General features: G+C 56.1%; 16 protein-coding genes and 1 CRISPR repeat array (1 of these 17 cut by a window edge). Of the genes, 2 read left to right on the top strand and 14 right to left on the bottom strand.

The genetic code is table 11. The features are described 5' to 3' along the window. Positions 1 to 3,815: a CRISPR direct-repeat array (repeat unit 37 nt; unit sequence GTTTCAATCCATCTCCCGTCATTCGACGGTCTGGAAG) (it extends 697 nt beyond the left edge of the window). Between the two features lie 190 nt (positions 3,816 to 4,005). The 10 genes from cas4 to H9S92_RS10605 all read right to left on the bottom strand — a co-directional run bounded on the left by cas4 (position 4,006) and on the right by H9S92_RS10605 (position 14,637). Next, a complete protein-coding gene (gene cas4 / locus H9S92_RS10650; RefSeq protein WP_187466693.1) occupies positions 4,006 to 4,581 on the bottom strand; it encodes a CRISPR-associated protein Cas4 in 576 nt (191 codons plus the stop codon). Between the two features lie 37 nt (positions 4,582 to 4,618). Continuing rightward, the gene (cas2, locus tag H9S92_RS10645; RefSeq protein WP_187466692.1) at positions 4,619 to 4,909 is read right to left on the bottom strand and encodes a CRISPR-associated endonuclease Cas2; all 291 of its coding nucleotides are present in this window, start codon (positions 4,907 to 4,909) and stop codon (positions 4,619 to 4,621) included. Further along, the gene (cas1, locus tag H9S92_RS10640; RefSeq protein WP_187466691.1) at positions 4,906 to 5,934 is read right to left on the bottom strand and encodes a CRISPR-associated endonuclease Cas1; all 1,029 of its coding nucleotides are present in this window, start codon (positions 5,932 to 5,934) and stop codon (positions 4,906 to 4,908) included. Before cas1 ends, cas2 begins: the two co-directional genes overlap by 4 nt. A 106-nt stretch (positions 5,935 to 6,040) precedes the next feature. Beyond that, positions 6,041 to 6,709, bottom strand: coding sequence for a CRISPR-associated endonuclease Cas6 (locus H9S92_RS10635; protein ID WP_187466690.1), 669 nt, complete (start codon positions 6,707 to 6,709; stop codon positions 6,041 to 6,043). Continuing rightward, positions 6,706 to 9,291, bottom strand: coding sequence for a CRISPR-associated helicase Cas3' (cas3, locus tag H9S92_RS10630; RefSeq protein ID WP_187466689.1), 2,586 nt, complete (start codon positions 9,289 to 9,291; stop codon positions 6,706 to 6,708). The genes H9S92_RS10635 and cas3 overlap by 4 nt, the downstream gene beginning before the upstream one ends. Then, positions 9,275 to 10,003, bottom strand: coding sequence for a type I-B CRISPR-associated protein Cas5b (cas5b, locus tag H9S92_RS10625; RefSeq protein ID WP_187466688.1), 729 nt, complete (start codon positions 10,001 to 10,003; stop codon positions 9,275 to 9,277). Before cas5b ends, cas3 begins: the two co-directional genes overlap by 17 nt. Continuing rightward, complete coding sequence (gene cas7b / locus H9S92_RS10620; RefSeq protein ID WP_187466687.1) at positions 10,003 to 10,899, bottom strand: type I-B CRISPR-associated protein Cas7/Csh2; 897 nt, start codon at positions 10,897 to 10,899, stop codon at positions 10,003 to 10,005. Before cas7b ends, cas5b begins: the two co-directional genes overlap by 1 nt. A 55-nt stretch (positions 10,900 to 10,954) precedes the next feature. Beyond that, positions 10,955 to 12,826 carry a TM1802 family CRISPR-associated protein gene (locus H9S92_RS10615; RefSeq protein WP_187466686.1) on the bottom strand — a complete coding sequence of 624 codons (1,872 nt, stop codon included), beginning with the start codon at positions 12,824 to 12,826 and terminating at the stop codon, positions 10,955 to 10,957. A 61-nt stretch (positions 12,827 to 12,887) separates the two neighbouring features. After that, positions 12,888 to 13,493, bottom strand: coding sequence for an NYN domain-containing protein (locus H9S92_RS10610; protein WP_187466685.1), 606 nt, complete (start codon positions 13,491 to 13,493; stop codon positions 12,888 to 12,890). A 238-nt stretch (positions 13,494 to 13,731) separates the two neighbouring features. Further along, positions 13,732 to 14,637: a helix-turn-helix transcriptional regulator gene (locus H9S92_RS10605; protein ID WP_187466684.1), complete on the bottom strand. Its 906-nt coding sequence runs from the start codon at positions 14,635 to 14,637 to the stop codon at positions 13,732 to 13,734. Between the two features lie 439 nt (positions 14,638 to 15,076). Here H9S92_RS10605 and alaS point away from each other — a divergent pair, with 439 nt between their 5' ends. Then, positions 15,077 to 17,995 carry an alanine--tRNA ligase gene (gene alaS / locus H9S92_RS22255; protein ID WP_406612146.1) on the top strand — a complete coding sequence of 973 codons (2,919 nt, stop codon included), beginning with the start codon at positions 15,077 to 15,079 and terminating at the stop codon, positions 17,993 to 17,995. A 62-nt stretch (positions 17,996 to 18,057) separates the two neighbouring features. Here alaS and H9S92_RS10595 read toward each other — a convergent pair whose 3' ends face one another. From H9S92_RS10595 to H9S92_RS10580, 4 genes are all read right to left on the bottom strand, one after another. Continuing rightward, the gene (locus H9S92_RS10595) at positions 18,058 to 18,945 is read right to left on the bottom strand and encodes a dienelactone hydrolase family protein (RefSeq protein ID WP_187466683.1); all 888 of its coding nucleotides are present in this window, start codon (positions 18,943 to 18,945) and stop codon (positions 18,058 to 18,060) included. Between the two features lie 234 nt (positions 18,946 to 19,179). Beyond that, on the bottom strand, positions 19,180 to 19,425 hold the full coding sequence (locus tag H9S92_RS10590; RefSeq protein WP_187466682.1) for a GlsB/YeaQ/YmgE family stress response membrane protein: 246 nt from the start codon (positions 19,423 to 19,425) through the stop codon (positions 19,180 to 19,182). A 148-nt stretch (positions 19,426 to 19,573) separates the two neighbouring features. Further along, complete coding sequence (locus tag H9S92_RS10585) at positions 19,574 to 21,166, bottom strand: T9SS type A sorting domain-containing protein (protein WP_187466681.1); 1,593 nt, start codon at positions 21,164 to 21,166, stop codon at positions 19,574 to 19,576. A gap of 56 nt (positions 21,167 to 21,222) precedes the next feature. Continuing rightward, entirely contained in the window at positions 21,223 to 24,147 is a 2,925-nt protein-coding gene (locus H9S92_RS10580; protein ID WP_187466680.1) for a TonB-dependent receptor, read from the bottom strand. 377 nt (positions 24,148 to 24,524) lie between these two features. Between H9S92_RS10580 and H9S92_RS10575 the strand changes: the two genes are divergently transcribed. Next, positions 24,525 to 26,702 carry an outer membrane protein assembly factor BamB family protein gene (locus tag H9S92_RS10575; protein ID WP_187466679.1) on the top strand — a complete coding sequence of 726 codons (2,178 nt, stop codon included), beginning with the start codon at positions 24,525 to 24,527 and terminating at the stop codon, positions 26,700 to 26,702. Positions 26,703 to 26,737 lie beyond the last annotated feature (35 nt).

The raw sequence follows: 26,737 nt of genomic DNA, 5'->3' as shown, positions 1-26,737 counted from the left end.
AAGGCTTCAAGGCGGAGCGAATCACGCCGAACGAGTTTCAATCCATCTCCCGTCATTCGACGGTCTGGAAGCAGGGGTAAGAAGACTAGTAAGGATTGAAGAAACGGGTTTCAATCCATCTCCCGTCATTCGACGGTCTGGAAGTCGAAATAGTCCAGTAGTCGTGTTCACGCGAATCTGGCGTTTCAATCCATCTCCCGTCATTCGACGGTCTGGAAGGGCGTGGCACTTGATGTAGCCGTGAACAGGATTTGGTTTCAATCCATCTCCCGTCATTCGACGGTCTGGAAGACGAGTTCGGCGTTCGTTGGTTGGTGTGGGGTCGTTTGGTTTCAATCCATCTCCCGTCATTCGACGGTCTGGAAGAAACATTGGTGCCCGATACCTTACCTCTGCGATGGTGTTTCAATCCATCTCCCGTCATTCGACGGTCTGGAAGTGTAGCCAAAGACGGCATCATACTGGCTGTTATCGTGTTTCAATCCATCTCCCGTCATTCGACGGTCTGGAAGATTCTGCTACCATTCCCGCCAACACCGTCCTGGAAATAGTTTCAATCCATCTCCCGTCATTCGACGGTCTGGAAGCTACGCCGCCATGCTCTACGGCAGTGCCGCCCGCTTGTTTCAATCCATCTCCCGTCATTCGACGGTCTGGAAGAGCTAGCTTCGTGGTGATCGCCTTCACGTTTACACGTTTCAATCCATCTCCCGTCATTCGACGGTCTGGAAGAGGTGCAATGAAAAGTTGTGGCGCGGAGGATGGACTGTTTCAATCCATCTCCCGTCATTCGACGGTCTGGAAGTGGTCTATGTCCAGGCCACGAAGACGCGCAGGGAGTAGTTTCAATCCATCTCCCGTCATTCGACGGTCTGGAAGCCGCGCCCCAACCAAAAAACCGTGCCAACCTGTCACGTTTCAATCCATCTCCCGTCATTCGACGGTCTGGAAGGAGTTCATCAATCAGGATGCAATTGAAAGCATCACCTCCGTTTCAATCCATCTCCCGTCATTCGACGGTCTGGAAGAGTTAATTCGGTTGACAACGCATTCTCAATAGGCGCGGTTTCAATCCATCTCCCGTCATTCGACGGTCTGGAAGTGGATTGCTGTCACGCATACAGAAACTCGACAAAGAACGTTTCAATCCATCTCCCGTCATTCGACGGTCTGGAAGCTGGCGCGACCGGCCCCGAGTTGGACGCGTTCACGGGTTTCAATCCATCTCCCGTCATTCGACGGTCTGGAAGTTAGCGTGTTTAGAAGGTCGTGGGCGTTGGCCTCGTGTTTCAATCCATCTCCCGTCATTCGACGGTCTGGAAGGTGCAATCTGCCTACGCGATCCATCAGGTCGCCTAGGTTTCAATCCATCTCCCGTCATTCGACGGTCTGGAAGAGCTCGGGATAAGTTTGGCAGCGTCCAGGGAAGGCTAGTTTCAATCCATCTCCCGTCATTCGACGGTCTGGAAGGCAGGAGCTGGTGATGCGGAAGCTGATCCAGGCACGTTTCAATCCATCTCCCGTCATTCGACGGTCTGGAAGACCCCGCCCGCAATTGCGTGGGCGGGGTTTTTCTATGTTTCAATCCATCTCCCGTCATTCGACGGTCTGGAAGCCGGTTCAGTCGGTTGTAGGCGGCGGAGACGTTACGGGTTTCAATCCATCTCCCGTCATTCGACGGTCTGGAAGATATTTCGGTATCCGCGGACCGCCGGAAAAAGCCCGAGTTTCAATCCATCTCCCGTCATTCGACGGTCTGGAAGCCATTTCCTCGGCATACCATTTGTCGCTGTCCTTGGTTTCAATCCATCTCCCGTCATTCGACGGTCTGGAAGAGCATCTTCCAGCGCCACCTGGTAGCCGCTACGGGATGTTTCAATCCATCTCCCGTCATTCGACGGTCTGGAAGGAGCCCTATGCTCCGCCCCGTTCGGTCAACTTGGTGGTTTCAATCCATCTCCCGTCATTCGACGGTCTGGAAGAATGGGCGCAGAAATACGCCATCCTCTTGGAAATCATGTTTCAATCCATCTCCCGTCATTCGACGGTCTGGAAGGACGAACTGGCGGATTTCTTCACCCGCCGACAGTACGTTTCAATCCATCTCCCGTCATTCGACGGTCTGGAAGCAAAGCCACTATTGCCGGAATCGAAACAGGACGAAGGTTTCAATCCATCTCCCGTCATTCGACGGTCTGGAAGTTCGTGCCGGAAATACTACCAGTTGCCCCAAGCCTGGTTTCAATCCATCTCCCGTCATTCGACGGTCTGGAAGCTATGCGGCCTGCGGGGATTGTGCCGTCGGTGGCAGTTTCAATCCATCTCCCGTCATTCGACGGTCTGGAAGTACAGCCCGTTGCCATACATCATCTTGGCGAGGCGGGTTTCAATCCATCTCCCGTCATTCGACGGTCTGGAAGCGCCCTGGAGAGAGTGCCAGGGCGGCTGGGAATCATTCGTTTCAATCCATCTCCCGTCATTCGACGGTCTGGAAGAAGGACCAACTTCCATTCTAATCATCCAAAAATCGAGTTTCAATCCATCTCCCGTCATTCGACGGTCTGGAAGCTGAAAACCCCGTGTAATAATTCCCAGAGATATTCTTTGGTTTCAATCCATCTCCCGTCATTCGACGGTCTGGAAGAAAGTAGTACGAGGACGTTTCAGAAACAGCAATTGGGTTTCAATCCATCTCCCGTCATTCGACGGTCTGGAAGGAAGAGCGCCGCCAGGAACTGGAAACCGAGATCAACGTTTCAATCCATCTCCCGTCATTCGACGGTCTGGAAGCGTCGAACATATTTATTTGAGTGCTGGTGTTCGCGTGTTTCAATCCATCTCCCGTCATTCGACGGTCTGGAAGCGCGCCCTACCCCACCCCAAACCATACGCAAAAAAGGTTTCAATCCATCTCCCGTCATTCGACGGTCTGGAAGAAGAGTTCAACTACCTGGTATCCCCGGAACTGTTCGAGTTTCAATCCATCTCCCGTCATTCGACGGTCTGGAAGAGCCCACCCTGCTGTCACAGGAGTGGGCCACATCAAGTTTCAATCCATCTCCCGTCATTCGACGGTCTGGAAGGATGATTTTCGCTTTTTTCATTGTTGTCGATTTGGAAGGTTTCAATCCATCTCCCGTCATTCGACGGTCTGGAAGAAGAAGAAAGCCGCTCAAACGCTGTTTGAGATGCAGGTTTCAATCCATCTCCCGTCATTCGACGGTCTGGAAGGCCAAACCTTCGACGTATTTTTACCGAAAGTTCCAAGTTTCAATCCATCTCCCGTCATTCGACGGTCTGGAAGATGCCCGTGAACTTCTGGATGGTCTCAATCTGCTGGGGTTTCAATCCATCTCCCGTCATTCGACGGTCTGGAAGAGGGCGAAGACTTCAAGGACGAGTCGGTCTTCGAGTTTCAATCCATCTCCCGTCATTCGACGGTCTGGAAGCTGAGCAGGGTGAATGAGGAAGCCGAAGTAGTACTGCAGTTTCAATCCATCTCCCGTCATTCGACGGTCTGGAAGCCAGAGCGCAAGCGCGAAGCAGCCCACCGCAAGAACCGTTTCAATCCATCTCCCGTCATTCGACGGTCTGGAAGTTATCAGCAGCATCCTCCAGGTCACCAACAGCAAGTTTCAATCCATCTCCCGTCATTCGACGGTCTGGAAGCCTTTCTGGCCTTCTCTGCGGCTTCCTCGCGCTCCGGTTTCAATCCATCTCCCGTCATTCGACGGTCTGGAAGCATCATCGAGTCCCCAGCCCTCAACGCTGTCCAGGCGTTTCAATCCATCTCCCGTCATTCGACGGTCTGGAAGCCGTAAACCTACACAATGCACTGAAAATAAACAAACTAAACCGCTTCGAGCGACTGTCTTTTTGCCAATGAAGCACGTCAAAGAACGGCCAAAACAAGCTTATTTTGCTACATCTCCGCATTGGCAATCGGCTGTAAATCAACTTTGTAGCGAGGCTTTTTTTGACCATGGAAATAAGTTTGCCTCCGGATCAGCGGACACAGACATTACGATAGGTACAATTTACGCATCTTTCCTTTACCGGCGTAGCTTTGGGAAAGAAATTTTCACCAACCACCCGTCCAATATCGGCAACGGTGGCCTGTACACTCGTAAGCGCATCCCGCGTGACGGGAACCTCGATAACTTTATTATTGCTCCGGGTATAAACAATGAACCCCCGCTGCACGGATTTCCCAAAGTTGGCCTCAACCAGCAACGCATAACAGTACAATTGCGTTCGGTAGGTACTGTAGACCACGTCTTTATACTCGGCAAATTTATAATCCAAAGGGGCCATCGTACCATCGGCCAACGTGAGTACCTCATCGATGCGGCCCCGCAGATAATCGTTGGTCAGGTACTGGTCATCCACTCGGCTGACAACGCCCAGCCGTTTTCGTAAATAATCTTTGTTGCGGGCCAGGCGCTCGTCGTGAAGATGACGGCCACGGAGAACCTTCCCGAATTTTTCCTCATACTGCGGAATCCGCAACACCCATTCAAAGTAGGTAAAGCGAGGGCAATACAAATGCTGTATGACGTGGGATGGGGTAAGGCTTAACATTGCTTTCAAAAGTTTTTATTGCACCTGCGGCCGCGCCCTACAAAAACAGTTCCCGCACCTGTGCAGTCACCAGTTTTCGGTCAAAGGCCTGCCCCAGCAAAATGGCTTGTTTCAGTTCCTTGCGCGTGAGGGTAAAAAGGTATACTTTATCGTGGTCGGGGTCGATAAGATCTTCGATCTCTAAGCGCAGCGCATCTCGCTCGTCCGCCGTCACCTCGCCCAAAAACACACTGTATTGCACACGGTATAAGCCAGCCTGTTTGCAATGCCGGGCAACGCGCCCGCGTGCCCGATCTTCCGCAACGTCGTAAAGCACCCAAAGGATCATAGTTCCACGATTTCCAGGTCTTGCAAGTCCTTACCCAAAAGCTCCTGCGCAAAGCGATGGGCATCGGCCAACATTCCATTGGCCCGGCTTCTTACGCGCTGGTGGTGCCGCACCTTATCCCCGTCGAGGTATTCACCCAGCGCGCTGATGAGTAGCTCCTTGCCTGGCTTTTCCAGCGTTACCCCTCCAGCCAAGTCACCGTAGTGGGTAGTATTTACTTGCTTGCCCGAAAACAAGCGAAATACCACCCGGTCCACCCAGGGCCGGTAAGGCTCGATGAAATCGAAAACCATGCTCTTCTGGTTGTAATCATCGCGGTGCATAAACCCAACGTAGGGGTCCAGGCCAGCCGTCATCAAAGCCTTCTCTACCCGTGCGTACAGTATTCCGTATCCGTAATTGATAAATGCGTTGAACGGGTCAGCGGCCGGGCGGAAACTTCGGCCCGCAAACTGGTAAGGCTCCGGAGTCAGCGCACTCAGGGTTTGCCAGTAAAGTCGGCCAGCGGTACCTTCCAGCCCACGCAAGGTATCGGCAATCTCGTCGGTACGCGTAGCGGTACGCACGCAGGTCTCTATTGAAGCCGCAAGTTCCAGCAGCCTGCTCCGGCGCTCATCCAGCAATTCGTGGGCGTGTTTGCGATGCTTTTTGAGGTCCTTAAGAAAATCGGCCTGCGCAGCGATCTTGGCAGTCAACCAGCTGCCCGTGTAGCCCAGGCCGAGCGGCCCGATGCTGGCGGCCAACTGCTGCTTGCGGATTTTGGTCGTACTGCCCAGCTTAGCATGCCAGAAACGCCCCAGTGGCTGACCGCTGTGATCAGCTAAAATCAGGTCAACGTTGTGCGCAAGGGCCAGGCGGACCGCATCACTACTCAGCGCCCCCGCCACCGTTAAAATAATGGCCGTAACCTTTTTTGCGGCCAGGTGATGGCTGGTCGTTCCGCCCCGCTCATTTGGCACCCGAATTTCAAACATGGCGTCCTTAACGTGCAGGTAAGTCCCGAAACTGTTGAGGTAAATTTGCATGGCCGCAAGGTCCGGCCCCGGATTGTAAAATAGCTTCAGAGCCGTTTTTTGCTGCGCAATATTTTGTGCTGGGCGCGGCCGCAGGTGCCGGGGAAAGGACAAGGAGCTATGCCGGGACCACCGTCCCAAAGCCTTTGCTGATGGATTTACCAATACCGATCGCCGGAGGCAATGCCACGTTGGCCGTAAAAGTGCCTACGTACATTTGCATGGGTTGGTTTTTTACGTTTACCAAGCGTTTCTCCAGCCGGGGTAAGACCATGATGGGGCGCTCCGGCGTCACCGTGCACCCAATACCCCGCAGGGCGGTAACGAGGTGGCTGCGGAGCAATTTGGTCAGGAATGCCGCTCCTTCCGCATCTGGCAATGTCCTAAAAAGCGCGTAATTATCCTGATTAAACATGAACAGCGGCGTCGCCAACCGGTACTCCCGCAGTTCGTCGATCACCCCCGCCTCAATCCGGTCCGCCCGCAGTTCCTTGTCATCAACGCGCACGCGCTGACCATCCAGGTTCAACTCTTCCACATCGGCAAAGGCCAACAGCACCAGCCTGGCCCCTTCAGCCACGCCAACAACCGTTGGTACTCCACCCAATACTTTGTACTGAATATTGGAATATGCGTAACGAAAGCCGTCCTCCTCGGTGTGGTTGTGAAAAAGGATGGACCGATCGCCAAAGGCGGCGGCGAAGTACCCGCGCAGTTTGCCAGCGTCGGCGGCGCGTAGGTGTAGCCCCGAGAAGGTAAGGGTGGTTAGGTCAACTAAAGTCGTCAAAAGCTTTGGTGGTTGGGGGCTGCGTCTGGTAAGAAGTAGCCGGTGATTAAATTGTAGCAACGAGCGTAGTTACGTTCGCCAGCTTCCGTGCCCATGCGAATGAATGGCCGTGCTCTAGCATCTTCGTGCAAATCCTCCGGGAGGTAGCGCGTAGGTATTTGTACCACGTACTGCAAAAGTGCCGGACGCAAAAGCCGCAGTTGCCGTTTTCGCTCCCAGCGGTCTTCTGCGGTAGCTTGCAAAATATTCTGCATGGCTTGGTACACGTCACTACTGTTCACAGTCTTTTCCATGCCATCCAGCTTCACGCTTACCTTCGGCAAATTTTGTGGATCATCGATGAATACACCGAAGGTTTCGTAAGTCTTGGGGATGAGCTGGAATGCTGCGTTGGCTTTCTCGAAGTTCAGCCGGTATAAGTCCTCCAGGATTTGGCGGGAAGCATCACTGCCATCGGCCACGGCCCGCCGCATCTCGTGCATATAAGTTTGGTTCATTTCGTAGAAACGCGCCTCGGGGAGAATACCTGGCTGCCCGTCGGGGAGTTTGGCTTCGGTGCTGAGTTGCTTCTTTAAGGTGCGCTCGGTCTTTTCCAGCAAAACCACGTCATAAATGTCTTTGGCTCCTTTGCTTTTGAACAACCGAACACTCCCTCGCCAACCCGCCCGCATATTCCGGTTGCAACGGCCTGCCGATTGGTTGATACTGTCCAGCGGGGCAAAGGCGCGGTACACCACGTCGAGGTCGATATCAACACCAGCTTCTACCACTTGGGTACTGACCAAGACGATGCGCTTACCAGCTGGGGGATGCTTGACCCGCTCGATAATCTCCCGGCGCAGTACGGGCAAAATGGCGGACGACAGATAAAGGTACTCTACATTGGGCTGACGGTACGCTTCGCCGGCTAGGCTGTGGTAAACCGCCTGGCTTTCTCTTACTAAGTTGAGAATGATGAGAAAACTGGAATCGGCTTCTTCCTGGATTGCCCTGGCGAATATGTCCGTCTGCTCCGCTATTTCCTCGGGCCCGTCTTTCCAGAGGCGTACGTCCAGATCAATTCGATTCATGCGCTCGAAGGCCAGTCGGGTGTACACTTTCGTCGGGTCCGTTAATTCCACCGGTTCGTAGCCGTCAGCGGGATTCATGAGAAAAGGTTGGGTAGCGGTGACAAACACAAAGCGGGTACCGAGCTGCTCGTGTAGCGCGACGAAGAGTTTACTGACTAGGTTGAAGTACTTCGGCGGAATACTTTGCACTTCGTCTAGTACCACTACTGCATTCGCGAGGTTATGGAATTTACGCAGTTGCCGGTTGCGGTTGCTCACCACCGTATGCAGCAGTTGCACAAAAGTGGTGACGGTCAGGGTGTATTCCCACCCTTCTACCAGGTATTCTTTTTCGCTGTAGTTCAGGGCTTGCTCATGCGTGTCTTTAGCCTCAGGCCAATCCGCTAAATAATGGTGTTTGGCGAGTGCTCCCACCATATCAGGGTCAAGCGCCAGGATTTTCTCCAGGATAGCGGCGTTTTGATCGATCACCGAGGTAAAGGGCAGGCAATAAATGATGCGGGGAATGCAGTGCGGATTATCGGTTTGCCAGCGGTCTGCCAAGCGGTTCTGTAGTTGAATGGCGGCGTTGTACGCCGTCAGCGTTTTGCCCATCCCCGTCGGCAGGGTAATGGAATAAAAGCCCGCATTGGCGTGTTCCAGCAGGTTGGCGGCAACGCGCTGGTAGGCTTCTTCCCGCCATTGGTTGATCCCATCCTGGCTGGGGGTGCCAAAGCTGGACAGCTTGAATTGCTCAATCAACTGTTCATTGCACCTGCGGCCGCGCCCCACTAAAGTTCTTTCCGGCAACATCAAGTCTCCTTTATCGCCGGAAAGCAGCAGGGAAAATAAAAAGACCGTCTGTAGATAAGGCAAGAGTGTTTCGTTACGGCTGAGTTCAAGAAAAACCCGCGTGAAAAATGTTCTACGGGAACGTTGTCGTACCACAGCCAGGTCCTCGGCGTACCCCAACCCGGTATCCGCTAAAATGGCCCGGTAGTCTCCGTGGTTCATCCGCTTCCACTGTTCAGAGAGCAGTTCGTCGTGGGCTTCTGCTTCCCGTTCGGCTGCCTGGTCAAAGTTGCGCAGGTTGCCGTGGTGGCGGGCAATGACCTCAAAAACGATGGCGCGAAGCAGTGGATCAGCATCCGCTGGTAGCGCCGTTTGCACTACAAATGCCCCTAACTGCGCGTGCCCCCGCAGCGGACCGCCCTCCCGGCCAATCTGCGCTACGAAAGGCTCGGCGTGGGCCGCAAAGGATTGTGCATAATCCGCATCCAGCCCAGCAAAGGAGGCATTTTCCTTCTGCGCAACCTGCGTGATCATCCACTGAAAAAAATCAGTCCCTTTGCCAAAATCATGGAAGAAGACGAGCAGTCGCCGCAGAACTTCCGCATCAAGGCCCGGGAAGAGCTGCGGACCAAGCACCTTGGCCCGCAAGGCCCGTTCGCTGACCTCGTCTACGGAGGAGAGATGGCGGTATAACGACTGATGGGGGTGGCTCACCAGACGGTGCTTAGAAAAGGACGACATTAGCGGAGTTTTGGGCGTGGGTTACCTTGGCCAAGTCACGGACCCGAGCCGGTATGGGCGTGCCATTGCGATCGAGAATAATGCCGTCGCGGACGGTCACGTCGCGGTTTGGCTGCATCTCCACGGCGTACTGTCCTGCCTCAAGGAGGCGGTTGCTGTAGCCAACAATTGGCGGCAGAAGGGTCTCCAGGCGGCTCTTCGGAATGACTGAATCCACCCGTTCTTCCGTACTAGGGCGGATTGCTCCCTCCCCAACGTATTTTACCGACGCAATCAAGTTGGCCAAGCCTAAAGTTGGCGTGTAAGTGGACTGACCATTGCGGATGCGTTCTTTAAGCTGGTCGTACAAGGATGCGTCCTGGTGCGTAAAGTAGATGCGGAAGCGTGGCCGATCCAGGAATTCCATCAGCGTAGGTTTTCGGTTTTCCGTCGAACGCAAACTGCCAAAACTGGGCCGCAGGTTGATGTACATCCGTTGGGTGACCACCGGGTTGAGCAATTGAATGGCCACCCTACAATTGCCTTCGCTGAAGTGGTTCAAGTAAGCATTATCCGTTTTATCCAGACCTAGAATAGCTGCAAAAAGGCCGTAAAGGCTCGTCTTCGGGGGCAACGGATAAGTCAGGGCGGAGGTAGTCGCGAAGATTTTCTTGTAGTGGGCAAAGGGCCCACTTAAATCGAAGATCAGGGCGCGAACGTTAGGGCCTAACATCACTTAATAAAAATTTCTTCGCTCAATTGCAAGCGGTCGTCCTTCATCACCGTGATGCGCGCAATTTTACCGGCGTGGCTGCGCAGCCGGGCGTTCAGCCCGGAAACGTCTAATACATAATCCGCTACGTCCGTAACCTCCTTAAAATCAATGTTCTCCCGATCTACGAAAGACAACTCCTCCAGCAGGTCGCCGATGAAGAACAGCGGTTCGTTATAATCCACTTTGACCAGAAGCCGAGGCATATGCCCTTTTTTGGAGCGGCTCAACAGCCCCTTGGTACCGTTCCACATGGCGTCCGTCAGTGCCGTTACATCGTCTTCCGTAAGCCCCGTTTGGCGGGCGGCAGCCTCATTGATCACCCCGTGAAAACCGATGAGACCGTACGTGATGTTGTACTCCTCGCGGAAGGTTTTCTGTTGCGCGCCTTCGCTGGTAGCAAAAGCACCGGTGCCTTTAAGAAAATTCATTTCTACGGGATGCAAACTCATTCCCATGCCGAACTGGACAGGACCGGTGAGGTTAAACACCTTGCTTTCTTCCTCCTTTTTCTTACTTGAACCACCGGGAGCAGATACCCCTCCGAAGAGCCGGACGTCGATAAATTTTTTGGTGTATTCCTCCCGGTTCGCATAAGATTTGGCACGCTGGGCGCCGGTTACTGGCTTATCATCCTCATCGCGGATAAAAATATCGCGGTCGGGGTTGGTGCCATCGTGGCCCTTTTCCATGAGGTAATCGCGCACGGTACGTTTCAGGCGTACATCCGTTACCAGGCAAGTGCGGGTGGCTTCGTGGAGGCGGGGTTGGTTTCCGTTGTTGGGGTCACCGTTGGGATTGCAGTTTTTGCAATCGTAAAGGAACAGCAATTCGCTGCGCTGGGAAATGGTAGACATATAAAACTATTTTAAGGTTAATTAAGGGCGCGGCCGCAGGTGCCGTGCTGGAGGATTAGGAAGCAGTGGATGATTCAGCGTCCTCTCCTTCGGCCTTGCGTTTTCGTGCGGCGTCAATGGCGAACTTGTCCTGCATGACCATGCCGGTCGTGAAGGCAAAGGAAAGGTCGTCGCGGCTCGGTTTCCCGCCCTGCATGAGCAACGAACTCGCTTCGGCGGCCAGGTCAGTGACGGTGAAGTGGGAAGGGGAATAACCGCTTTTGCGGCTCTGGTACTGGTGGATCTTGGTCAACAACTGGGGGACAAGCGCCCGCAATTCTTCCAAGCCCAGGTTGAGGTTGTTGAGTTTATTGAGAAAGGGCTTACTCTTCAGGCTATCGTACTGGGCGTAGGTGAGCATGCTGGTGAGTACGCCAATGAGGAAGGCCCCGCGTAGCGCAGGCTGGTCTTTAAAAAAGGCCTGGTGTTGGTCGATGAAGACCTCGGGCGCCAGCCCAATGGGTTCGGAATGCTGCTCCATAAGAAGGTAAGTTGGATGGTGAAATAAGCCCAATGCCCCGAGTAAACTTCGGGTAGCAATGGCTTGGTGAACGGTAGTATGAAAGGGGAGATGGTAATCGTCTCCATCGTTTTTAAAAGCGATCCGGATCTTATCCATCAGGGCAACCAAAACAGTTGCCTCATTTACCTTGCGCTCGTGAAATATCGCCTCTAGCAGGTGAAAGAAGAAAGGATCAAAGTTGATTTTCACTCCCTTACCCGTCGAAAAGAAATTCTTAACCACGTTGAGGTTGACGCGAAAGGGCTTGAACTCCTTGTCTTTTTTGTCCGTGTAGCCAAAGACCCGTCCGTAACGGAGGCTAGTGCCATTGATGGCGGCTTTTATCCCTCCCAAACGGGTGGGGGGAATGTCTTGCAAGTGCAGCAGCAGGGCCAGTTGTGCCTGGTTCCGTTGGAAGAACAGCAAGTCAAAAAGGACGCCCGCCCGATTGAGGCCCTGCTCGTCCGCCACTAGGTCGATCACGCCTTCGGCTTTGGCGATGGGTACAGTTTTGTCTTCAAACCGTTCGCCCGTCCGTGCCGTATCAATTATCCTGACCAGGTCAAGCAGCAGTTCTGGCCGTTCTTCTAAAGTACGCGGAATGAGTAAGTACTCCAGGGTGTAGAAGCGGTCGGTGAGCTTGGCAAAGGCATAACGGCGGGCGGCTTCCAGGGCCAAGGCGGCGGGTTTGCTAACGGGAAACATCCGGTAGGACGTTTTTCCATCGAATCCGCCCCGATTGAAGGAAATGTCGTTGACGGTAAATCCCAGGGTATCTACCCTACCCCACACCTCAACATCCTTGGCGTGGGTAAGCGCGCAGGTGCCCCGGCCCTTACTCTTTTCGTAGTACTTGAGGTAAGCTTCATCATCAAGCTTTTCGACCAGTTCGGGAAATTCGCCAAGGTACTTCTTATCAATCCGGACGGTGTAAAGAAAACGCTTATCCTTGGCCCCGTCTTGCTCCTTCAACAGACGCTCAATCACCGCCAAGCCCCGTTCCTTCGCTTCGGTGGAAGCGAAATAGACGCTCGGCCCGTCTGGTATGGAGCGGGCAATGCGGCTCATAATTTTTTCCACGTTCTCGGCCTGTTTTTCGCGCTGAGCCTGGGTCTCCAGCTTATGCATCGGATAAAAGGGGCCTGTCGCTACCAGGGGTGCCCCCCTCGGTCCGTTGGGGTCACGGTACAGATAGCGCCATGCGTTTTGGCTCGCATACTGTTCCAGAGAAAGCTCTTCCAGCACTTCGCCATCTTCAATATCAATCACTACTACGACGGCCTCACCATCGTAGCCAGCAAAAGGATCGGCGTAGCTCGCAAAAAAGGAACTGTATTTGTTGTCAGCGTGCAACGCCCGCCCCAAGTCATGCAAGGATTGTATCATGGCTTATTGTTGATGAGTGCAAGATGCGATAATAGGATTGTAAAATAGCGTAAAAGTGAAATTACCATTCGTCTGGTCGGCACAACACGTAACCGTCTTGCTTAGTGATAACTGGAGGTAACTGGCTTTGCCGAATACTAGCTTCGCTGAGCGGGATGTGCTTGTGCATTCGCCTTTTAATCTCCGAACTGTGACGATTGGGCGGAAAAACGGGAATTACGTCCCTACCGTATCGATCTCTAGCCAGTTCCATTGGTGAAATCAGGTCGCTATCACCCGAAATAACCAAATAATGATCAGCGATTCCTTCTACCGCGTCCACTAGCAAGCAAGATGCAAGGTTTACATCAGACTCTTTCTCTTCGTGCCTAATGGAGGTGACCCTGCAAGACTGGCACTTTATTTTTTTAGTCTGGAACTTCCCATAGATGATGTTTACACCAGTAGATGCCAACGCCTCCAGATAAATAGATTGTCGCTTGGTTTTTGCCGCATCTGCCCCGGTTATCCTAGATGTAAAATATTTTACCTCTCCTACCTCCTGCCCCGGACGGCAAAGTACCTCGCACAACGCCATCAAGTCTAACCACTTGTACTTACTATTCAACGTACGGAGCCCAAAGTATAGATTGAATCCGTCCACGTAAAAATTAAGCTTACTTTTCATGAAAAAATTTGGTTTATGCCTCAGAAGTTCGTAACTTCGTAGTCTAGTGACAAGATTACCCCCCCAGGGAGAGTATCCCTGGCCCGACCCGGCTCCTCGCAAGAGGGCCGGGTTTATTTTTTATCCGCGTTGGAGTGGAAAAGCTGCCAAAGGGCAATGTTTCAAACCTTCTTACTTGGATTTGATTGCTCTTTGCCAGACGAATTTAAGGGAAAGAAGTGATACCATCCAAATAAAATTAGAACCCTTCCCCCCATTTCTCATTCAAGTAGACCCGAAACGCCGCCCCGTCGCCCCCTTCTAACACCCGCACCTCAGCGCACAGCCCCAGGCACCACCGGCCAACCCCTGGGAAACCTTTCACCCTCAAATCCGCTAACCACTGTCCGCCAGTAAGTGGCACTATGGAAGGCCGTGCTTGGGGGTACTCTTCGAGCAGAAGCTGTTTGGCCCGCTCGCTCAGTTCCAAGCGGACGTTAAACCATGTGCCCCCCGTCCAACCGAATAGGTCCGGGATGGCCTGCACGTGATCGCGCGAAATATCAGTCTCCAATACTTCCACGTAACCAATCCTTCCCAAGTGAAATTGCCGGTAATCTTCCTTTTCTAGGTCATAGGCATAGAGGTAGGTATAGTCCTGTTGAAAGGCAACTGGGTCGAGATGACGCTGAGGGGAAAGTCCTCCGTCCGCACCCCGGTAGTTGATCAGTCGAACTTGCTTGCGTAGCTCCAAAGCCTGGGTCAGGCGGCTGCGATGCTCTGCCGGAGTGTAGCGGGTTAGGTTCTCCACCACCGGGCCAATGGCATACTGCCGGTTTAACCAAAGCAAAAGCTGGTTCCGACGCTGGTCGGTATCGGGCATCTGCCAGAGCATTTCCTGCAGGTACTTAGCGTCGTCTACCTCCAGGCCATCCGCTGGTTTACGTCCCCGATCCATCGGTAGGAAATACTGGTGGTGCTTGTTCTTATCCGGTTCATAGCCCACGGACTCCAGCAACTGTAGGTAGCTGTACACTGTCTTGTCCGATACTTCTAGGCGTTTGGCCAGCTCGCTGACCTTATAATAAGGCGGCGCACTCAGCAGCTTTATCAGGTTAAAAATGCGGTACAGGGTCTGTAAATCCTTCGGGGCGTTATCTTTCATGAGGGTTAAGTTAAACTCTTCCATTGTAATTTACCTTCAAAAAACACTAAACTACTGCCGATAAGATACCTCTAGGAGTAGGGTGTGTAATCTGACGGGAAATCTGTTCGTCGTTTTTTGGCTCCCTTGTAAAAACGTAACTACTGGTTTTAAACGTAGTTATGAGTTTTTCCAACGGCACAGTTACCGTGAGGGCATTCTGTATCAGATTACACACCCTACCTCTAGGAGGCATTGTCTCCTGAGTCACTCTCGCCGCCTATGCGTGGTGGGCGCGTAAGCAGGTGCGACGGATGTAAGAAGTAAGAAGTCAGAAGTAAGATGTTGTGACATCCTACATCTGACATCACACATCTGACATCGCACATCATCCCTGCGTCCGCGCCAAAACAGTATCTTTGCGCCCTTGAAAAAAGACACCCGTCTTAAAACAAACATGATGACTTCCGCCCAGATCCGCCAGGCCTACCTCGATTTCTTCCGTTCCAAAGACCACAAGATCGTCCCCTCCGCCCCCATCGTGAACAAGGACGACCCCAGCCTGATGTTTACCAACGCGGGCATGAACCAGTTTAAGGACTTCTTCCTGGGCGACAAAACCCCCGACAAGCGCCGCATTGCCGACACCCAAAAGTGCATGCGCGTGAGTGGAAAACACAACGACCTGGAAGACGTGGGCCGCGACGGCACCCACCACACCATGTTCGAAATGCTGGGCAACTGGAGCATCGGCGACTATTTCAAGGACGAGGCCATCGCCTGGAGCTGGGAGTTCCTCACCACGACCATGGGCCTGGACCCCACCTGCCTCTACGCCACCGTCTTCGAAGGTGCCCCCGACGAAGGCATCCCCCGCGACGACGAGGCTAAAGCTTTCTGGCTCCGCGTGCTGCCCGAAGAGCGCATCCTCTACGGCAACAAAAAAGACAACTTCTGGGAAATGGGCGACACCGGTCCCTGTGGCCCCTGTACCGAGATCCACTTCGATACCCGATCCGCCAGCGAACGCGCCAAGGTATCCGGCCGCGACCTGGTGAACGTAGACGGCAGCGGCGTGGTGGAAATCTGGAACAACGTTTTTATCCAGTTCAACCGCAAAGCCGATGGCGCGCTGGAACCCCTTCCCGAAATGCACGTCGATACCGGCATGGGCTTCGAGCGCCTCTGCATGGTGATGCAGGGCAAAGCGGCCACTTACGATACCGACGTGTTTACACCCCTGCTCCGCGAAATAGAACGCCTGACGGGCAAGACCTACGGCGGCTCCTACGCCCCCGAGGCCAAGGCCGATATGGCCATGCGCGTTATTGCCGACCACCTTCGGGCCGTTTCCTTTACCATTGCCGACGGGCAGCTGCCCGGCAGTGGTGGCGCGGGCTACGTGGTGCGGCGCATCCTCCGCCGGGCCGTCCGCTACGCCTACTCTTTCCTCGACCAGAAAGCACCGTTCATCCACCGCCTGATGCCCGTCCTAGTCCGGGAAATGGGCGCCGCTTTCCCCGAGCTGCAACAACAGGAGCAGCAGATCACCCGCATCATCGAGAGCGAAGAGAAGTCGTTCCTTATGACTCTAGGGAGTGGGATTAATAAGTTTCCTCAACTTGTCCACGATAGTATCTTATCCCACTTAGCTCGTGTTTTAGTTGAACAGGGCTTCAGTCCCGTTCGCGAGGCAAAGATTTCACCTGACTCTGAAGTCAGACTAGACTTATTTGAAACCAAGACTAGGACTGCCTTCGAATTTAAGTTGAAGAAAACACCTTCCATGGATAATCAGTTAGAAGTTATCAGGAAGTTGGAGGGTGTCAACTCAGCAATTGGTGCAACTCTTGATGATTTCAAGAAAGACCATTTCCGAAGCATCTTCAAAGTCTTTGGTTTTGGCGATTTGGACCTGACTAAAGACGATTTTTTCATCTCCGGCAAAGACGCCTTCGAGCTCTACGACACCTACGGATTCCCCATCGACCTGACGCGGCTGCTGGCCGAAGAACAGGGCCTGACCGTAGACGAGGCCGGCTTCAACGCCGCCCTGGCCGAGCAGAAGACCCGCAGCCGCGCCGATGCCGCCAAGGTGGTGGGCGACTGGACGGTGCTCTCCGACGAAGACTCCGTCTTCATCGGCTACGACCACCTTTCCGCCCACGGTGCCAAAATCACGAAGTACCGCACGGTTACTGTCAAAGACAAGCCCCAGTACCACGTCGTCCTCGACCGCACGCCTTTCTACGGCGAAAGCGGTGGGCAGGCAGGCGATAGCGGCACCCTGCGCGTCGGCGGCCAACCCATCCCCGTGCTGGATACCGTGAAGGAAAACGACCTGACCGTCCACATCGTCGAGCAGCTGCCCCAGCAGCCCGAGGCAGAAGTGTACGCTGAAGTAGACGCCGATAAGCGCCAGGCCACCAGCCAGAACCACACGGCCGCCCACCTCCTGCACGCCGCCCTCCGGGAGGTTTTGGGCGACCACGCCGTACAGAAGGGGCAGGACCTCGGCCCCGAAAAACTCCGCTTCGACTTTGCCCACTTCGACCGGCCTACGGAGGAGGAACTGAAAAGCATCGAACTTTTGGTCAACGCCAAAATCCGCCAGAACATCCCGTTGGTGGAGCGCCGGGACGTCCCCATCGCCGAAGCCCGCAACTCGGGGGCGATGATGCTCTTCGGGGAAAAGTACGGTGATGCGGTGCGCATCATCACCTTCGAGCCTGGCTTCAGCACGGAGCTTTGCGGTGGCACCCACGTGCCCTACACCGGCGAGCTGGGCCTGTTCAAGATCACTTCCGAGAGTTCGCTGGCTGCGGGTATCCGCCGCATTGAGGCCGTTACCGCCGCCGGGGCGCAGGCGTACGTTGATGAGCGCCTCGCCACGCTGGCGGAGATCCGCGACCTACTCAAGGGCTCCAGCGATCCCCTCCGGGCCGTGGCCAGCCTGCAAGACGAAAACCGGGCGCTGAAGAAAGAAATCGAAAAGCTCCAGGCCGCCCAGGCGGGCAACGTCAAAGGCGACCTGGAGCAGGCCTTCGCGGTAGTCAACGGCGTCAACTTCCTGGCGGCCAAAGTGCCGTTGACGGACGCGGCGGCCATCAAAAACCTCGCCTTCCAGCTGACTGGAGAAACTGAAAACAGCCTGGTCCTCCTCGGCTCCGAAGCCGACGGCAAGGCCCTGCTTACCCTCGCGATTGCCAAAGACCTGGCCGATCAGGGCAAGTACAACGCCAGTACGATGATCCGCGAGCTGGCCAAGCACATCCAGGGCGGCGGCGGCGGCCAGCCCTTCTTCGCTACGGCGGGTGGCAAAAACCCGGCGGGATTGGATGCGGCTTTGGCTGCGGCGCGGACGCTGGTGGAAGGCTAGGAACGAAAACGAGGGGATCAAATCCCCTCGCTACACTGGGCGCCCCTCCGGGTCTGTTCCGCCTAGCGCAGGTGCTCGTTGAAAAAAGCGATGGTGCGTTCCCAGGCCAGTTTGGCTTCGGCCTCGGCGTAGCGGGGGGTGGAATCGTTGTGAAAACCGTGGTTGACTTCCGGATAGAAGTGGGCGGTGTACGTTTTCCCCGCTTCCTTCAGCGCGGCTTCGTAGGCGGGCCAACCGGCGTTGACGCGCTCGTCCAGTCCCGCAAAGTGCAACAGTAAGGGCGCTTGAATACTCGCCACGTCTTTGGCCTCGGGCTGGGAGCCGTAGAAAGGCACGGCCGCACCCAGGTCGGGCAAGCGCACGGCCAGCATGTTCGATATCCACCCACCAAAACAGAAGCCCACGACGCCGACCTGGCCCGTACATTCGGGGTGGTGGCGGAGGAACTCGTAGGCGGCGGCGAAGTCGTTGAGCATGTCTTCGCGGTCGCGCTGCCGTTGTAGCTCGCGGCCTTCGTCGTCGGTACCGGGGTAGCCACCGAGCGGCGTCAGGGCATCGGGGGCCAGGGCGATGAAATTGGCCAGTCCGGCGCGGCGGGCCACGTCTTCGATGTAGGGGTTGAGGCCACGGTTTTCGTGGACGACGATGATGCCGGGCAGTTTTTCGGTGGCATTGACCGGCCGGGTGAGGAGCCCGCGGATGGTGATGCCCGAGGTCGGCGAAGTGTATTCTACCGTGTCCGCGTCGAGGCGAGGATCGTCCGGGGCTACCTGCAGGGTGGCCGCGTAATTGGGCATCAGGTGCTCCAGCAAGCCGGCTACGGTCAGTCCGCCAACGGCGTATACCGAAAGTTGGCGCACGAAAGCACGGCGATCAATCTGGTTGTGGGCGTACTGGTCGTAGAGGTCAAAAACCTCCTGCCGGATGGCTTGGTGCGGGATGGGCGGCATGGCTTTTTTTTGCCAAGATAGCAAAAAATGTCGTCCGCCGGGGTCGGGCCTCGCTCGTCCACTTTTCCCGGGCACCTGCGACCGCGCAAAATAAAAAGGGCGCGGACGCAGGATGCAAAGGACGTCGTTAAAAAGCGAGGAGCGGCAGCGGGACTTAACCCACTTACCGCCCCTGACTTCATCATTCAACGGTGCCGGAAACGCCAGCACCTTCATTCATTCCATAACAATTGCTCAGGCGAAGCGCCGGTAGGCCCAGAGGCAGATGACGGCACCGAGCACGGCTACGAGGATGGACCACAAGTTAAAACCCGTTGCGGCCCCCAGCCCCACGGCCCGGGTAATGAAGCCCCCCACGACGGCACCGACGATGCCGATGAGGATGGTGACCAACCAGCCACCGGGGTCTTTGCCGGAGTGGATCCATTTGGCAATAGCGCCGGCCACCAGGCCAAGCAAAATCCAAGCGAGAATACTCATAGTTACACGTTTTTAGTCTGGTTATGCCAAATCAGCGCATAAGAATAGCGAATGTTCGGCGCATCCCCAAATGAAGGTAGGCCAAAAAACGAAGGCCACCCTGCGCCGGGGGGCGGGTGGCCTTCGTGCGGGGGATAAGCGGTCAGTTTTACTGCTTGAAAATCTTCACGTACATGCGGCCCTGCGGCGTACGGATGTAGGCGAAGTACATGCCGGCGGAAAGGGTATTGAGCCCATTCCAGGTGATGCGTTGCAGGCCCGCACCCTGGTGGGCAGAAACGACGTTGGCAACCAGCGCGCCGTTGGTGTTGTAGACGGAAAGGTCAACCTTGCCAGCCACGCTCAGGTCGTAGGCAAAGGTCACCTCCTCCCGCGCGGGGTTCGGTGCGGCGGTCAGTTTCAGCGTAGTGTTGTAGGCTTCCGGGACGCTGTTGACGAGCTCGGAGCAGAAACTGGTGGCTCCTACCGATCCACCGTCGGTAGCCGCCGTAGCGGAGACGGAAGCGGGGTCGTAGCAAGGGTTGAAGCGCTCAAAATCGAAAAGGTAGCCCCGGTCGTAGTCCGTCCCCACCGCAAAAAGGCTGTCTTCCACCATAATATTGGTAATGCCGATGGAGTCTTTGTAGAGGATGGCTTCGCGGGAGTAGTCAATGAGGGGCTGCCGATCGGGTACGGCCCCCAGTTCCAGTACCTCTTCAAAGTCGGCGTCGGCCACGTCATTGGTCAGGGCCTGGAGGAAGACCGGGCTGTAGTAGTCGGGTTTAGTCACCGAATCGAAAGTGGCGTAGTGGTTCAGTACGTCGTCGGTGTAGTGGATGTTGTTGTTGAGCATCGTCACCGAGCCCCCCTCAACGAGGGTATCCAGGGTGAAGAGGAAGTTTTTCTGGTTGCGGAAGTTGATCTGCTCGTTGGCCAGGAAGGGGCTGGAGCCGATGATGGAAGGATTCTGGATGAAGTTGTCCTTGATCACCGTTTCCTTGGTGTTGCGCATCTGGATAAATCCGTGGCGGCCAACGTGGTTGAATACGGTGTTGCGGGAAAACTCAAAGTAGTTGAGCCCCCGCTGCCGGAAGCCGATGTAGATCCGGTCGAGGATGTTGTGGATGACGTTATTTTTGATCACGACGGTGTCCCCGAAGTTGGTCCGCAGGTCAACGATGCGGCCATTGCCCTGCTGCCGTTCGTAATCGCCGAAGTTGCGGATGAGGGAGTTGGTTACAAATACCTTGACGCTATCGCCCTCGCTGCGGATGGTGCCCTGCCGGCATTTTTCAATGATGCAGTTGTTCCAGCTGTAGGTTTTCTTGAAGCCTTCCGGCCGGAAAGGGGCCGTTTCGTAAGAAGCGGCGTTGGGGCCTTCGTCACCCATAATCAGGTAAATCCCGTCCCAGTAAAAACTGCCGGAGCCCCGGTAGAAATCCACCCGGTTGCTGCCGCCGGTGGGGTCGCGGCGGTCAACGAGCGGGCGGCCGAGCGCTTCGATGTCGCCAGTAGCCCGCAGCGTTACGTCGTAGGTCCAACGGTTCACCTTGGTAAAGAAGTAAATGCCCCCCGCTTCGAGCAGGTAGGTATCGTGGGCGCGCTCGCCCGTCGCCGTGGTATCAGCGTCGATGTAGCTGTCAAGATCGGTGAAGGAAAATCCGCCGGCGGTCGTCAGGTTGGCCGGGACGACAACGGACTGGGCCGTGAGGGCCACAGAGCAGCAGAGCAGGGTCAGTAAAAAAGCGTAAAATCTGGTCATTGTATACGAGTTTGTGTAAAGAAATATGAAGGTTGCGAAGGGTGTGCAGAACTGGTCTAGCGCTCTTCCCGGGGCAGGAACTTAACTTCCACCCCGGCCGTGGCGGTAGTGCCAAAGGAGGCGCGGGAAGTTTCAAATCGTTCCTGGCGGAAGAAGGTGATGTCTTGCTGGTTGGTAAGGTTATTAAGGTTGAGGAAGACGTTGAAGCGGCGGCTGAAGCGGTATTTCAAAGCCGCATCCATACGCCAGAACGACTGGTCAAAGCGGTCTTTATCCGCTATCGAGCTGTAGCCGGTCAGCTTTGTCCCCTGGTAAGCAGCCGATACCCGGGCGGAAAAACCACCCGCATCGTAGCCCAGGGAGGCGTTGAAGATGTCGCTGGCCTGCCCGATGAGGGCCACCTCCCGCTGGTACCCGAAGGCACTGGTCGTACAGCGCGGCCGGCCCCTTACAATCACGCACTCCGTTTCCTCCCGGAAGGAGTTGATCGTGGTGTTGGAGTACAGCCGTGCGTAGTTGAGGTTGACCACCAGGCCATTGAAGGGCTTAGGCAGGAAACTCAGGCTCGACTGGACGTCAAACTCCACGCCGTACACCCGCGAGGCCGGGGAACTCTCAAACGTGGTCAGCTCCGCCCCGATAAAACCCGTTGCAGGCAGGCCATTGGCCACCGCAATGCTGTCGTTGTTCACCCCCAGGATGAGGGGGTAAAAGGCATCCTGAATGTCTTTGTAAAAGCCGCCGATGGAAAAGAGGCCGTACTTACCGGAGAAAGCCGTAAGGTAGAGGTCGTAGTTGGTGGAGACCGATGGATTGAGGGCAGGGTTGCCACGGTCGACCGTCAGGTTGCCGTTGCGGTTGACGAGCGTCGCCGGTACCAGGTAGTTAAAGTCGGGCCGGGCCAGCGTCGTGCTGTACGATGCCCGCACGTCAAACCATTCCACGGGCTTGTACTTCAGGTGGAGGTGGGGCAAGAACACCCCGTATTTGTTGGTGGCCGTGCGGGGGTCGCGCACCCCGCTTTCCCCCCAGTCTCCGCTCAGGTCGGCGTAGATGCCGTTGTACACATTGTCATTGGCTTCGTAACGAAAGCCGGGGATAATGGTCAGTTGGCTGCCCACGTTGACCTTGAGCATGGCGTAGCCAGCGGCCACTTTTTCTGTCAGGCCGTAGTTGTTGGTGACACTCAGGAAATCCTGGGGGTAAGTCGCGGAAAACAATTCATTGAAGCGCCGCAGCAGGCCCTCGTCGAAGGCGTAGGTCAGGTTAACGTCCCGCTGGTAATTGTCCGTAATGTCCAATTGCCCCTGGGTGGTGAAATTGCTTACGCCCAGGTAGGTTTGGCCCGAGGGGTCGATGCCGGGTGCGCCGACGGCGTTGCCGTTCAGTTCATTCCAGGTGCTGTTTTGCCGCAGGTAGAAGAGCTTATCGTAGTACTCCGCAAAGGAGCGTTCTTTGTTGTTCACGCGGTACTTGCCGCCAAACTTGAAAGTGGCCCGGGCCTTATCCCCCAGGTTGAAGGGCAGGCTCAGGTCCACAAACGCAGTAGTAATGTCTTCACTGTTGCTCGTAACGGCCGAGTTGGCCCCCGTCAGGTAGGTACGGTCCGGCGAAATGTCGAGGAAGTTGTAGATCAGCGAGGGGTCCGTCCGGTCGTCCAGGGCACCGGGAAGAAAGTTGATGCCCGCCCCGACGAAGTCAAATCCGATGTTGAGGGGCGTCTCCCCCAGGACTTCGCTGTAACTCACGCCCCATTCGATGTTGAGAACGTTGAGTTTATGGCGGGTGGATACGGAAGCAGAATAAAGGTCAATCGCACTTTCCGTGATCGCAGGATTGAACTGTACACCCGTGTTGTTGATGTCGTAGCGTTCGGAATGATTGAATTGGTCGCGGGAGGTGCGTGAGTAAATGCCCAGCACCGTCACGTCAGTGCTTTTCCCAAAGGCGTAATCAAAGCCCAGGCTACCGTTGTACCGGCGGCGGATTTCCCGGCGGCTGGAAAAGGTCAGGGCATTGGCCTCCTGATCGAAGATGTTAAGCATGGTATCGAGAATCACTTCGCGCTTGTCTCCCCAGGCTTGGCCAACAGTCTGCCCGCTCCGGTTGAAGCGCTCCACGTTGGCCGTGGCGATGACGCCGAGTTTGTTGTTGAAGATGCGCCGGCTCAGCGACCCGGTAACTTTGTAGTCCTTGTATTCGCCCACCAGATCGTTGTAGCCCCCGAGGGCTTTGAGGGAGCCCCGCGGCCGGTCGTCGGCTTTGAGGATGTTAAGGTTGACCGTCCCACCCAGCGCATCGCCGTCCATGTCCGGAGTGGGGCTTTTGAACAGTTCGATGCCCGAAAGCAGCTCGGGGGAGATAAGGGATAAGTCCACCGAGCGGTCGGTGCCGGAGGTGGAAGGCAGGCGAACGCCGTTGATGTTGATGGCCGTAAACTTGGGGTCCAGGCCCCGCACCACAATCTTCGAGCCTTCCCCTCCATCGCGGTTTATGGCCACGCCCGGCAGGCGCGAGATGGCCTCGGCGGCGTTCACGTCGGGCAGTTCCTTGATCTTATCGGCCGAGACGAAGTTGGCAATCGCGTCCGAATTAAGCTGCTGGTTGATGGCCTTGGCCTGCCCGATGGCCTGGGCCGTCACCAGAATTTCCTGGCCCATAATGACCTGCCCCCCCAAAATGAGGTTCAGCTCCACGGCCTGGTTGGCCACCACCGTCAATTCCCGCTCCTCCGGCGCAAAACCAACGAAGGAGATCACCACCGTCTGATTGCCCACCGGCACACCACTCAGCACGAAGGTGCCGTCGAGCTCCGTCACCGTTCCCACCGAGGGCGCGTCCTTCAGGAAGATACTGGCGCCCGGTAGGCCAACCCCCTGGTCGGCATCGGTCACTACACCAGTAATGGAGCCAGTTTGCCCCAGCAAAGTCATCGCAAAAACGAAAAGGAAGCCAGTGAGGCCAAGTGTGCGTGTATTCATCGGGTACATGATCGAATTAGGTTACTATTTTACAGCCCCGGGGGGCGAGAAAAGTCTAATTGTGCAGACAAAATCGTACAAACAATTGATTCACAATCATTTAAACCCTTCCCTCCCGCCAATTAAAAGCGGCAATCCAGGGCGCTTGCTGATGAACCGATGGGAAAGGGGCGCGGCCGCAGGTGCCGCAGAGAGGATAAGGAGCAGGGAAAGTAAGGCGGCCAGCGCAGTTCCGGGGCGGTGGTGAAATTGTTCCTTCCCGCCGTCCATTAATTCCTTCCCTGCCCTTCAAGGAAGTATAGGTTTTTCTTCCGCACGCAGTGTACCTTTAGTCCGCCCCCTTTTGCCTCATCCGCAACCTGGCTAAGTCGAACCACATGCGCCACCTCCTCTTTCTGGCCCTCCCTCTGCTAGTGGCCTGCAACCACTCCCCTTCCGATCCCGCTGTTGCGGATGTCCACCTGACCTGGTCCCACTACGGCGGCGATCCCGGACTCAACCACTACAGTTCTTCTACCCACATTGACACGGGTAACGTCGCCCAACTGCTGCCCGCCTGGACCTACCGCACGGGTGATGCCGACAGCGCCAACTTCAGCCAGATCCAGTGCAACCCTATCGTAATCGATAGTACCCTCTACGGGGTCAGCCCCCAGATGCGGCTCTTTGCCCTCGACGCCGCCACGGGCCGCGAAAAGTGGGTTTTCTCCCCCCAGGACAGTGCCCTCGACGCCAGGGGAGGCGTCTATAAGCACGTCATGATCAACAGCCGTGGCCTGGCCCACTGGACCGACGGCACCGAGCACCGCCTGTTTTTCGCCGCTGGCTCCCTGACCTACGCCATCGATGCCAGCACCGGCAGAGTCATCCCCAGCTTCGGCGATCAGGGGAAAATCGACCTGCACCTCGGCCTGGGCCGTAACGTTGACAACAACTTCATCGTCTCCACCTCCCCCGGCATCGTTTATCAGGACCTGCTCATCATGGGAACCCGCGTCGACGAAACCTTGCCCGCCGCCCCCGGCCACATCCGCGCCTACGACGTCCGCACCGGCCAGCAAAAGTGGATCTTCCGTACCATCCCCGGCCCCCAGGACGAAGGCTACAATACCTGGGGCAACCCTTCGGCCTGGGAGTACACCGGCGGTGCCAATGCCTGGAGCGGTTTCAGTCTGGACCACGCCCGGGGCACCGTCTTCTGCGGCACCGGCTCGGCCTCCTACGATTTTTACGGCGGCAACCGCCCGGGAGAGAACCTCTACGCCAACTGCGTCCTGGCCCTCGACGCTGCGACCGGGGAGCGCAAGTGGCACTTTCAAACGGTGCACCATGACTTGTGGGACAAAGACCTCCCCACCCCGCCCGTCCTCGTTACCGTTCGGCACGGAGGCAAAAGCATCGACGCCGTTGCCCAGCCCACCAAAAATGGCTACCTCTTCGTGTTGGACCGCGATACTGGCGAGCCCCTATTCCCCGTCGACGAAGTACCCGTCAACATCACCGATGCGCTGCCGGGTGAGCACCCCCACCCTACCCAGCCCATTCCACGGCTTCCCGCGCCCTTCGCCCGGCAGACCCTTACGGCCGACGACATCAACCCCTACCTCCCCGCCGGGGAACAGGAAAACATCCGCAAAATCTTCGCCGCCGCCCGCTTTGGCCACCCCTACCTGCCCCCCAGTGCAACGCCCTTGCTGCTCCTGCCCGGCTACGATGGTGGAGCGGAATGGGGTGGGCCCGCCTACGACCCCGCCACCAACTTACTTTACCTCAACGCCAACCAGATGGCCTGGCAGTTGGAAATGGAGCCCGTTAGCTGGTCTGCCCCCGGCCCCGAAAGCTGGCTGCAGGCCGGCGAGCGCCTTTACGGCAAGCACTGCCAAAGCTGTCATGGTACCGACCGCGCCGGCCAGGGCAATAACCCCACCCTGGTCAACATCGGCAGTCGTTACGACCGTGCCAGCCTGGGCACCCTCCTGGCCAGCGGCCGCCGCATGATGCCCGCTTTTGCCCACCTGGCCGAAGAGGAGGTCTCGGCCATCGCCAGTTTCATCTTCGAGCAAAAGGAAGAAGGTCAGCGCGATTTCAGCATCCAGCCCCTTTCCCCGGAGGAAGACCCCCACTTCGTCCCGTACAAACTCAAGGGCTACCGCAAATTCCTGGCCACTGATGGTAAACCCGCCTTCAGCCCACCCTGGGGAACGCTTACGGCCATCGACCTCAATTCGGGCGCCCACCGGTGGTCCATTCCACTCGGTGAGTACCCCGACTACCAGGCAAGCGGCATTCCGCCCACGGGGACGGAGAACTACGGCGGACCGGTAGTTACGGCCGGCGGCGTGGTGTTCATTGCTGCTACGGCCGACCGCAAGTTCCGCGCCTTCAATAAACGCAATGGGCAGTTGCTGTGGGAAACGGAACTTCCCGCCGCTGGTTTTGCCACCCCGGCCGTCTACGAACTCCGGGGGCGGCAGTACGTCGTCATCGCTTGCGGCGGAGGGAAACTGCGCTCCCCGGCGGGAGACAGCTACGTGGCCTTTGCTTTGCCCGAATAAATGGGCCAGGGGTCCACTGGGAGAATTCCGTCGGG

Source organism: Neolewinella lacunae (assembly GCF_014349155.1).
In the GTDB taxonomy this organism is placed as follows: Bacteria; Bacteroidota; Bacteroidia; order Chitinophagales; family Saprospiraceae; genus Neolewinella; species Neolewinella lacunae.
Note: the sequence above shows the minus strand (reverse complement) of the source record. Positions and strands in the feature narration are given on the sequence as shown.